General features: G+C 47.0%; 7 protein-coding genes and 5 pseudogenes. 9 read left to right on the top strand and 3 right to left on the bottom strand.

Annotated features, from left to right (window positions below):
• A pseudogene (locus tag Xind_RS18980) lies at positions 1–1,129 on the bottom strand (autotransporter outer membrane beta-barrel domain-containing protein); the annotation flags it as partial.
• 228 nt (positions 1,130–1,357) lie between these two features.
• On the opposite strand from Xind_RS18980, the pseudogene Xind_RS24675 reads away from it, so the two are divergent.
• The 3 genes and pseudogenes from Xind_RS24675 to Xind_RS22830 all read left to right on the top strand — a co-directional run.
• Positions 1,358–1,414 (top strand): annotated as a pseudogene (locus Xind_RS24675) (hypothetical protein); the annotation flags it as partial.
• Positions 1,415–1,586: 172 nt separating this feature from the next.
• Positions 1,587–1,679 carry an IS1 family transposase gene (locus tag Xind_RS24670; protein WP_072032538.1) on the top strand — a complete coding sequence of 31 codons (93 nt, stop codon included), beginning with the start codon at positions 1,587–1,589 and terminating at the stop codon, positions 1,677–1,679.
• An 883-nt stretch (positions 1,680–2,562) separates the two neighbouring features.
• Positions 2,563–2,727: pseudogene (locus tag Xind_RS22830) on the top strand (winged helix-turn-helix transcriptional regulator); the annotation flags it as partial.
• 215 nt (positions 2,728–2,942) lie between these two features.
• Here the strand turns inward: Xind_RS22830 and Xind_RS21915 are convergent.
• Together Xind_RS21915 and Xind_RS18960 are read right to left on the bottom strand one after the other, a co-directional pair.
• A pseudogene (locus Xind_RS21915) lies at positions 2,943–3,077 on the bottom strand (Na+ dependent nucleoside transporter N-terminal domain-containing protein); the annotation flags it as partial.
• Positions 3,078–3,452: 375 nt separating this feature from the next.
• Positions 3,453–3,611 (bottom strand): hypothetical protein, encoded by a 159-nt coding sequence (locus Xind_RS18960; RefSeq protein WP_156115387.1) that lies wholly within the window; start codon positions 3,609–3,611, stop codon positions 3,453–3,455.
• Between the two features lie 354 nt (positions 3,612–3,965).
• Here Xind_RS18960 and Xind_RS18955 point away from each other — a divergent pair.
• The 6 genes and pseudogenes from Xind_RS18955 to Xind_RS18930 all read left to right on the top strand — a co-directional run bounded on the left by Xind_RS18955 (position 3,966) and on the right by Xind_RS18930 (position 9,721).
• Positions 3,966–4,763, top strand: a pseudogene (locus Xind_RS18955) (IS5 family transposase).
• Positions 4,764–5,047: 284 nt separating this feature from the next.
• Complete coding sequence (locus Xind_RS18950; protein ID WP_187650849.1) at positions 5,048–5,449, top strand: TIGR03757 family integrating conjugative element protein; 402 nt, start codon at positions 5,048–5,050, stop codon at positions 5,447–5,449.
• Positions 5,446–6,414 carry a TIGR03756 family integrating conjugative element protein gene (locus Xind_RS18945; RefSeq protein WP_187650848.1) on the top strand — a complete coding sequence of 323 codons (969 nt, stop codon included), beginning with the start codon at positions 5,446–5,448 and terminating at the stop codon, positions 6,412–6,414. The genes Xind_RS18950 and Xind_RS18945 overlap by 4 nt, the downstream gene beginning before the upstream one ends.
• Before the next feature lie 12 nt (positions 6,415–6,426).
• Entirely contained in the window at positions 6,427–7,866 is a 1,440-nt protein-coding gene (locus tag Xind_RS18940; protein WP_187650847.1) for an integrating conjugative element protein, read from the top strand.
• 5 nt (positions 7,867–7,871) lie between these two features.
• Positions 7,872–8,210, top strand: a complete 339-nt coding sequence (locus Xind_RS18935; protein WP_187650846.1) for a hypothetical protein — start codon at positions 7,872–7,874, stop codon at positions 8,208–8,210.
• A complete protein-coding gene (locus Xind_RS18930) occupies positions 8,207–9,721 on the top strand; it encodes a conjugal transfer protein TraG N-terminal domain-containing protein (protein ID WP_187650845.1) in 1,515 nt (504 codons plus the stop codon). Before Xind_RS18935 ends, Xind_RS18930 begins: the two co-directional genes overlap by 4 nt.
• The last annotated feature ends 230 nt before the right edge of the window (positions 9,722–9,951 follow it).

The following is a 9,951-nucleotide window of genomic DNA, read 5'->3' as shown; positions in this document are numbered from 1 at the left end:
ACACATTGCCCTTCAGGGTTGCATTTGGGCCAGACATATAAAGACTGGCGTTGCCAAGTTCCACATCGCCATCAATAGTGCCTGAATTAGAAATACCATAAGTAATGGTGCCTTTATTATTAATAGAAAACTTATCTCCGCGTATCACGCCTCCAGATGCATTCGTGATGGTATCAACAACGCCTTTATCGTCGATAGAAATTCCATTTCGCTTTCCATATAACAAGGAAGCATTGGTAATCTGTTTTATCCTGGACGGCCTCATGCTGGAATCATCCAGTAGCGCCTCGCCTTGCCCGGCGACCTGAATTGCGTCCTGCTCAGCCGTGATCCCATTACTTCCGGACTGATTATAGAGATTTTCGAGGTATCCTCCATTTTGAATCAGAACACTGTGATTGGGTCCAGTCACTGTTCCATAATTATGGAAGGTGCCGGCATGACTGCCAGATTCGATAATAAACGTTGCGAGAGCAGAGTTGGCAATCTTCCCCTGAGACAGTATTCCATAATTATCAAGAGCATTAAGTGTTGAAGTTGTAACAGATATTCCATCAATCGATCCTTCTTCCCGATTTAGGATGGTATCTACATGTCCATATTGACCATTATTTGCGTCAATCGCCTGCTGGATTGTTATTGAATTGAATGAGTTAGGATCATTGTTGCCTGTGATTGAGCTATAATTATCCAGCATATTCATTTGACCAGAAACCCATACGGCTCCGTTGACGTCACTTATGGTTCCGTGATTAAGCAGCTTTCCAACAGAACCACTGTGAGTTACTGTGACTCCCCCCGTTCCCTGCAAAACCCCTCTATTCTCAATGTAATCGACTAAAATTATTGGTGCCAGATTATCGTTAACGCCGACATTAACCGCACTGTGTTTCAGGCTGTAGCGATCCGATAAGTCTATTCCTTTAGGAACATCGATCGACGCATTCTGCTTAATAGTAAGATTTTCGCCATTTGAGAGATTACATGGTTCTGTTTCATTTCCGGAAATGATGATCTTCGTATTCGAAGAGTCGCATGATGAGGCCGCTATTGCATCAACACTTATTCCAGGAAAAAATAAAGCTACCCTAAGGGCTATTGGGAATACAGTGTGCCTGTAGATCTTCATAAAAGGAATCCCTAAATAACTTGCCTTGCGTTTCGTTTAAGTAAGGGAGCTAAACTGCCTGATGCATGACAAAATGTTTGTCAACGAAAGCAAAATCGTGAAGACGATCGTGCTATAGTTACTTTAGGAGAACTTTACTGTTACGTCGATGATTTCTGACAAAAATTGACACCTTCCTAATATTGGGTTTGTCCTTCTTGCCGTGCTGTCAAAGGTGTTCACCGTAATGACTATTCTCGCGTGGGTCATCAGCGTTACCTTTGCCAATCTTGTCGTTATACCTGATCACTGGAATTGACTTAAATTGAATGCCATCCTGGACACATCAGCAAATTTTCCTGACACAGAAGTAAGACGAAAAGTGGCCGCTCACGTTTTGGACCCAAGAACAAAGAAAATACTGAGAAGTTATGGCCTTGCTGGTGCCTTTCAAAATTGTGCTCTATATGACTGATGGTTGGCATATGAAAAGGAAGCAGCGGGAGAACTTCATATCGTCAGTCAATGTTACACGCAACGGATGGAAAGACACCATTGGAACCTGCGCTAACATCTGGTCAGGCTCACACGTAAGACACAGTTTTTACCTGGGAATATCGTGTTGAACTTGGAAAGTGAACAAAACACAGAGTCATGAAAATGGCTGATTATCAAACAGCATCCCATTATACCTTCAATTTTACCGACGGAATACCTAAGCCTTTGTTGGATCGAATTTGAGAAACGAGTGCTCAGTTTGGCGGGATCTTCCAAGAAAATTCTTATCGCTTCAAGTGTCTATCTCTTTGGACCAACAGACTTTTTCGAGTAATCCATTTTCGTGTCCATTTATCACGTTCTTCTCATCTTTGATCTGATAGATATCCGCCAGCTTATGGATTGTTCTTAACCAGTTATTCGTCTTCACTGATAAAAACGTTAGTTAAATATAAATATTAGTTATTATGATTGAATAGGATATTTCACTTATAGAATTAACAATTAAAATCACTCATAGTAACGACATAAACAAAAAAATTTAACGGCATAATAAAAAACCTTATTTAATATAAAAAACATTAAACCACAATAAAATTATGTGTTTATATTTAACATTAGTAAAAATGTGTTAACTATCACATTTCAATGTAATTAAAAATTCCCGTTTCATTTGAGATAACAAATTAAAAAAGAAGAAAAGACAGATGCTAAAAATAGCAAGATGATAATTTAACGATTTGTTTTTTATGGGAAAAATTTAGAATAAAATATGGTTACCACGCTAAGGTTTTTAAAATTCCGTCAATGGGTTATTTTTCAGGTAAAAATTCAAGAGTAAAATCACATTTTTAACGATAAATAATATATCATTAAGTTTTCGATCGCTTTCTCACTACCAGCATAATGTATAAAAATACGCTTTACTGTCATTAATCAATGGAATAAAAACAACTATGTTTAAAAACAATAAAGGGCATGATATGAGAAAAATGGATAATCTGGAGTTTAGAATATTACAACTTCTCAGGAAAAATCCTTTTCTCGCCCAAAAAGAAATCGCTGATATTATTGGCATTAGTCGTTCAAGCGTCGCAGGATATATCCTTAACCTACAAAAAAAAGGGCATATAAAAGGAAAAGGATACATTTTTTCCAGTGGAAATTATGCCGTAACGGTGGGGGCTTCCAACATGGATATTACCAGCTTCGCTTCGACTGAATTATTAAAGAAAGATTCCAACCCAGGGAAAACAAAATATACGCTAGGTGGTGTTGCTCGAAATGTTGCACATAACATTGCCGCGTTAAAGAATGACAGCTATTTAATTTCTGTGATAGCGCCAAGTCCGATTTGTAATAGTAGTGCTGCCCCTATTGTACGCAGGCTTATTCTTTTTTTGTTGACTGAAAATATATATCCAATGGAAAGGAGTAAGACGATACCTACCATACTGCGAAAAATATCCATTTATTTTTCTTTTCCTCGTTTGGCTAATTTAGAATGTGATTTTTTATGGAGAAGTGTTGTCAACTTCTACTCCGTTCTCTGTATGCGAATAGTCTGTTTGATGGCAATCTTTATTCCTTTTTCTGGCATAGAAAAGATAAGGAGAGAGTTGTATCGATTTTTATAAATATACTTTCCTTTAGATGAAAAAATAATTTTTTATTACATGATAACGTGATGTAACTCACTGTCTAATATTGTAATACCCTAATGAAATTATGATTGTCATGTTATTTATCCGGTTTGTCATAAAACACCGTCGTTCAGGAGCTGTCACAAAAAATCTGCATTATTCATTAGGATCTGAATTTCATTCTGTTGTGGGCGTGAAAGCGCCTACAGGGCTTGTGCTTTGATTTTACTACCCATTTCACCATAAATAATGACTTCCGTACCAGAAGGAATCGCTCCGGTTACTTGTCTCAGATTGATTTTTTTCAGTGATAAAATACGATATTGAATCCAATCATTATCACATGAGTAATTGCCCGGCATTCAGAGATAATCATCGTCATATTGATAATTTGCTGATGTGTGCCAAGCTGGCAGGATAAGTGAATTCAAATTGCCAGGTATGACAACAAGGATGGCAGAGATAACGCTGGTGACCCGAGCGAGAAAGCCCATGACGGGGAACAGTGGCATTAGCCAATAAGAATGTTTGGATCGCTTGGGCGTTAATCAATCAACAATCGGTTTATATTTCTTTGTGAGGGAAAATATTGGTAGTTGAAGTCCATAAGTTGATATGCTGACAGGTCGTATCGGATATCTGTGAACCTGGTAAATATCTTACAGCCTATTCAGAATCTTTTTCAGGCGTGACTATTTTTCCTGTATCCTATCGGGATGAGAAAAGCCTACATTAGTGACATCAGTCGAGAAGTCTTTCAGGAAATTGCCCCCTTGTTGCTCAGCAGCCGAAAACGCACATGCCCTCGTCGATGTGTATGAAGTGTTTTGCGCACTACTGTATATCCTCAAGAGCGATTGCCAGTGGGACAGGCTCCCTGTGATTTTCCCCGCAAAAGCACCGTGTATTACTATTTCAAACTTTGGAAAGATAAACCGTCAGAAACGGAACCCAGCCTGTTGGAACAGGCATTTAAAAAATGCGGTTGGCGAGACCCGTATCAACCGTGGTCGGAACTCCAGCACCACTTTTGTGATCATTGATGCGCAAAGCGTTAAGAACACAGATACAGCACGTGAAAAAGGCTATGATGCCGGTAAAAAGGTTTCCGGCATCAAACGACATATCCGGTAGATACTCAGGGTTTACCCATGCAATAACCGTTACAACGGCCAATGTTACGGACAGAAAAGGAGCCTTGATGACTTTTACCCTGCTACCCTGCACAAAAAATCACTGTCCTGCGTGAAAAATGTATTAGCCGATGGCGGTTATACGGGGGGAACGTTTGCGGATGATGTGCATCCTATCCTGGGTGCGTCCGGTGAGATCGCCAAACGCAGTGAACTTCATACTTTCAAGGTGATCCCAAAGCGGTGGGTCGTTGAGCGTTCATTTGGTTGGAAAAATGCCGACGGCTATGGAAGAACTGCGAGGGGAATTTGAATATTCGCCCTCAGTTCGTCAATCTGGCATTCCTTGTCTTACTGCTGTGTAGAAAACATACTGAATAACCTCTAAGATTGTGGAATTTCACAGCTAATCTTACCGGTGTAAATGTATTCGCAGCTAACTAAATCGCAAGTAGTCTCATGACAACCTAAGATTCCGGGCAGGATACTATTTTTATGATATCAGGAAGTCTAATCCGTTGTGTTTTCTCCCCTTGAGGTAGGATTAAGACAGAAATGAAAAGGTGAGGTTCATTTTTTGCATTTTGCAAAAAAGAATTGTTTGCTGATGTTTCGTCATTTTTCCTGCACGCTTGCCGTCTGTGTTCAGAGACGGGAAGGTGGGAATGAGAAAGCGCTATACCTTATTATTCTGGCTGGGATGCATGACCGCGTCAGCGAGTCATGCCAAAACGGTGATTTACACTGACAGCCAACACATCCCCGTTAACCTTTCCCCGGACACACAAATTGTCTGGCTGGATGCGGCTGAGCAACAGCGGCAGAAAATCTTTTCTCACCTTTCTGCCGACCCTCAACAAGCGGCGAGACAGGCACAAGCTATGCTGCAATCTCCCCAATGGCATCAGCAGGAACAGCCACTGATTCAGTCTTATCGTGCCGTTGTTGACGCATGGCAATCAGGTGTGCGCAAGTACCCTGCCGTGGTCTTTGATGACCGGGACGTCGTGTATGGCACGGCGAATGTGGCAAAAGCCCGCGCACTCAGGGAGCAATATCAACCATGAGTCTTCAACGTGTGACTTTTCCTGCACTCATCACCCTGATAGCGGCATTTACTCCGGTGACACAGGCCTCAATCAACACCGCCCAGATTGTCATCAGTAGTCTTTCACCGTCCTGTATTCAATGGCGGGTCAGTGGCATCTGTTACTGGCTGCTCTGTGGTTTGCATGACTGTACGGTGAAAACCTCGGTTAAGGTAACCCATTATCTCCCCGAAGCGGTGGTGTCTACCTATCAAGCCCCCAGTGGCAATCCATGGATAGAAATGTCGCAGGTCAGTCGGCTCTCTGGTGGAGTAGAAAATACCGTGACCGGGGCGTTATCTCACCTGAATGCCGGTGGGGGTAACCACAATGTCCAGATTGCCGGGCAACGGCGTACCAGCCTGCGTTTCAACTATGCCGATGCTATCGGGCATCCGGCGACCGGCCTGATTGGCGGGCAAATTCCCGGTTATTCCTGCCGAAGTGCGGCCATCCCGTTGATGCCTTATTTTCTCAGCACATTGGATACTGTCGCGTGGCGCACCGGGTTGCCGGAATCGTTTTATCCGGAAGCCCTGATACCCGGTCAGCGGGAGCTGGGCCGTCAGATGGCCGGCACTATGTGGGGCCATATTTATCCGCGCTCAGGCTTTGTCAATCAGACCGATGATGACAAGGCATCTGCCGTGGTCGCACAGCGGGTCGCGGATATCATCACCCGTGTCGGGCAACCCCATGTTTATCAGACATTAAAAGGTCAACGCGCTGACGGTTATTGGCCACCCGAACCGGTGACAGAAAATACCGGCACTCAAAATCATCAATGGCAACGGTTATCACCGCAGCTAAGCTCAAACTGTGCGGTGTTTTCTGACGGCGAACATGCGGCTGCGATCAATGGCAATCAGGCGTATGCCCTGTGGCAACCCTACAGTTGTTGCCAGCGGCGGGGACAGCGTTTTCTCAGCAGTACGGATATCTGAATACAGGAATAAATGATGAGAAAAATAAACAGGTTATGGCTGATAGCCGGTGGGCTTGTCATCGCGTCTGCACAGGCTAACGCCACGGGGCTGTCCCTGACATTACCGCAGGTGAACCGGAGTGCGCTGGGCTATGGGGCAGAGGCCAGCGGAGCGGTGTCTGATACGCTGTTCTATACTCTGGGCGGCGGTTCGGTGATATCTGAACCCGCCAGTCGCAGTGGCTCTGCCACCCTTGGCGGGCTGGAGCTGGGCTGGCGTTCGGATTTAATGTGCGGCAATTTTGACCTGAAAGCCACTGTCAGCAATCAGTTAAATGGCATTACCGCTGGGTTTAAAAATCTGATGGGTGATGTGATTCAGGGCGCCACCGGTGCGGTGGCCAGCCTGCCGGCGATGATTATCCAGCGGGCCAATCCGGGGCTGTATGACATGCTGATTAATGGCGTGTTGCAGGCCAATGTGGCATTCGACAAAGCCCAGTTCAATTGCCGGGCAATGGCCAATAAAATGATGGATTTTGCGCAGAATACCAAATGGACGCAGTCGGCGGCTTTGCAGGAATACAAAACGTTGGTCAATGGCGGCGATGGTGATGCGGTGCGTGTGAATAACGCCGGCAGCAAAGCGACCGGTGCCAGTGGGCATCCGTGGATTGGGGGGCAGAGGCAGGGCGGCAAGGGCCAGAATGCGATTCGCCCGACCCGGGATTTAGCCAGTGCCGGCTTTAATATGATGAATCAGTTGCCGGTACTGAGTCAGTCGTCGGTCAGTAGCCTGAAGTGTGAAGGCAGTACCTGCCGTAAATTCAGCAATGCCCGTGAAGCTGCGGAGGCGGTGGTCAGTGTACTGGGCGACCGGGCCATCCGGACCTGTACTCAGGCGGCAGACTGCACCAGCGGCGGAGAAAAACACCAGCCGGGCACCACCGTCGCGGGCACGGGCTTTGCCCCGATGCTGGAAGCACACACCAAAACCAATACAGAACAGCTGGTGAAGCTGGTCAGCGGCACGGAAAAACCGACGATGGCCAATCTGACGAAACTGAAAACCGGCAGTCTGACGGTAACCAAAGGTGTCATTCAGGCGTTGCAGCGCGACCCGGACAGGGCTGCCCTGACGGGACGTTTGGCGGGTGAGCTGGCGATGGCGGAAACCGTGGAAACGGCGTTACTGATGCGGCGGATGCTGATTACCGGCATGTCCGAACCCAATGCGGCGGCACAGTCAGAAGCGCTGGCCGAAGGGGAACGGCGGATTGCCGCGCTGGACCGGGAAATCAATGCCCTGGAGAATGAAATGCAGCTGAAACAGGCCCTGTCCCGTAATGCCATTCTGACCATTATTGAGCGGGACACCCGGCGCATCAACATGCATCCGCAAAAACAGGTGCCGGACAGCACGGATGCGCGTTTTTATCAGCTGGAAATGCCCAATCGTGAGCGCAGGTAAGGCGGATGATGGCAGAGAAGCATTCAGTATTCAGAAAAGGTGTTGCGTTATCACTGGTCATCGCGTTGGTGATGATTATCACTGTAGCGACAGGCTGGGTCGGACTGCATCAGGCAGAAAAACTCACGGAGTTCCGCCACTGGGTGACTCAAACCGGGGGAGTCTGGTTAGTCTGGCGGTCAGGCCTGTATGCCATACTGGGCTGGGGAGGCCAGAAAATTTGGCAAAGGGAAAAACACCTGCCGGAATACCGCGCCGTGCTGATACGGATGATGGCAGTCAGCCTGCTGTTTATTCTGCTGGGTGAATATGCCCTGTCAGGCCATGTTGAGGAAACACGATGACGACTAACAGCTATCTGGAATACTTTCTGACATTGCTCGGCTGGGTCGTCAATAACGGATTATGGCACATTCTGATTGCCACCGGGCTGTTTACGCTGCCGTTAGTGATAAAAGTGATCACTATTTGGCTGAAAGTGCGGGAATATGGCGAAGAAGACGGCAATGGCGGGTTACAGTCACTTGCCCGGACTGAAAATACCCTGTACTGCGCCTTTTTCGTCATGGTGGTGTGTTGTGTGCCGCTGGTGAATGTCAGCCTGACAACGCTTCAGTATGACCCCTCCCGCGCCAAAAGCTGTGGTACCTGGACACCGAAAGCCCCGGAAAGCAGCGGCTATGCGCCGGTGATGTCCAGCCTGAACAATCAGACGGCGGCTGTACCGCTCTGGTGGGCGGTGGTGCACCGGTTGTCAAAAGGATTAACACAGGCAGCGGTGGCCGCCATTCCCTGTCGCCCCGATCTGCGGCAACTGCGCTTTGAAGTGCAGCATACCCGTATCCGTCACCCGGCTCTGGCGGCGGAGTTGCAGGATTTTACCCACGATTGCTATGCCCTGGCACTGTATCAGTGGAAACAACGCGATCGGGAACACACCACTGATCCGGTTATCCTGAATGATATCGGCTGGCTGGGCAGCCGCACGTTTTTAGCCGGCGATTACCAGACGCTGCAATCCCGCACACCCCGGGTGGACTTTCCGTGGCAGGAAAGCCGGGACAACGGGCGGCCTTATACCGGGCCAAACGGTTACCCGACCTGTAAAGCCTGGTGGTCAGCCGCTAAAATTGGCCTGAAAGACCGGGTACTGGCGCAGGCCGATCCGGGGTTATGGTTGCGTCTGTCAGCGACACTGAAAATATTGGGGAAAAATACGCAGACTTATCAGGAAGCGGTGATCCGCCGTCTGGTCAGCCCGGTCAATCTGACGGTTTCACAGGAAGGCTATGTGTATGCGGGTTATGGCGGCAATGCGGATTTTACGGTCTGGGACGGTTCTAATCGGGTCGGTACGGCGGCGGGGACGATATTAGGGGGATTAATCAGTACGCCGATGTTCGATGCGGTACGTCAGGCACTGCCGATGATGCAGGCGGTGATCCTGATGGCGCTGTATATCCTGATACCCTTGATCCTGCTGTTTGCGGCCTATGAATTTAAGACCATCTTCACGCTGACATTTGTGATTTTCGCATTGAATTTTTTGACCTTCTGGTGGGAACTGGCGCGCTGGCTGGACAGCCATTTACTGGAAGCCCTGTACGGCTCAGACACCCACAGCCTGTTTAATCTGGCGGGGTTTCAGAATACCTCGGACGATTTAATTATGGGGCTGGTGATGGGCACACTGTTTATTGTGCTGCCGATGGTCTGGCTGGGCGCATTAGCCTGGGCCGGTGTCCGCATGGGTGATGTGGCCGGTATGATGAGCCAGGGCGTGGGGCAGGTCAGGCAATCTGCGGGGATGTTCGGACAGACGGTGATGCAGAAGATGTTGTCGAAAGGGAAGTAGTTATTACACTAGCGAAAAACTCAACAATCACCGACTTTAGTTGGTGGTTGTTGAGTTTCATGGAGTAAATATCATTTTTTAACTGGTGAATTCAACTCTAGCATTGATTTTAATATTTACTGAGTTTGCAATAAATAAGCTTTCATAATAACGATACACTCATTTTTCTCACTCCCGGCTGTTGCCCTGATGAAAAGGCGGTCATAAATTCTTCAACGCACACTAAGAGT

Source organism: Xenorhabdus indica (assembly GCF_014467235.1).
Taxonomy (GTDB): Bacteria; Pseudomonadota; Gammaproteobacteria; order Enterobacterales; family Enterobacteriaceae; genus Xenorhabdus; species Xenorhabdus indica.
Note: the sequence above shows the minus strand (reverse complement) of the source record. Positions and strands in the feature narration are given on the sequence as shown.

Bases quoted from the DNA above. Each gene is read 5' to 3' on its own strand.
- Xind_RS18960 (WP_156115387.1), bottom strand. From the start codon at position 3,611: ATGCCGGGCAATTACTCATGTGATAATGATTGGATTCAATATCGTATT.
- Xind_RS18950 (WP_187650849.1), top strand. From the start codon at position 5,048: ATGAGAAAGCGCTATACCTTATTATTCTGGCTGGGATGCATGACCGCG.
- Xind_RS18945 (WP_187650848.1), top strand. From the start codon at position 5,446: ATGAGTCTTCAACGTGTGACTTTTCCTGCACTCATCACCCTGATAGCG.
- Xind_RS18940 (WP_187650847.1), top strand. From the start codon at position 6,427: ATGATGAGAAAAATAAACAGGTTATGGCTGATAGCCGGTGGGCTTGTC.
- Xind_RS18935 (WP_187650846.1), top strand. From the start codon at position 7,872: ATGATGGCAGAGAAGCATTCAGTATTCAGAAAAGGTGTTGCGTTATCA.
- Xind_RS18930 (WP_187650845.1), top strand. From the start codon at position 8,207: ATGACGACTAACAGCTATCTGGAATACTTTCTGACATTGCTCGGCTGG.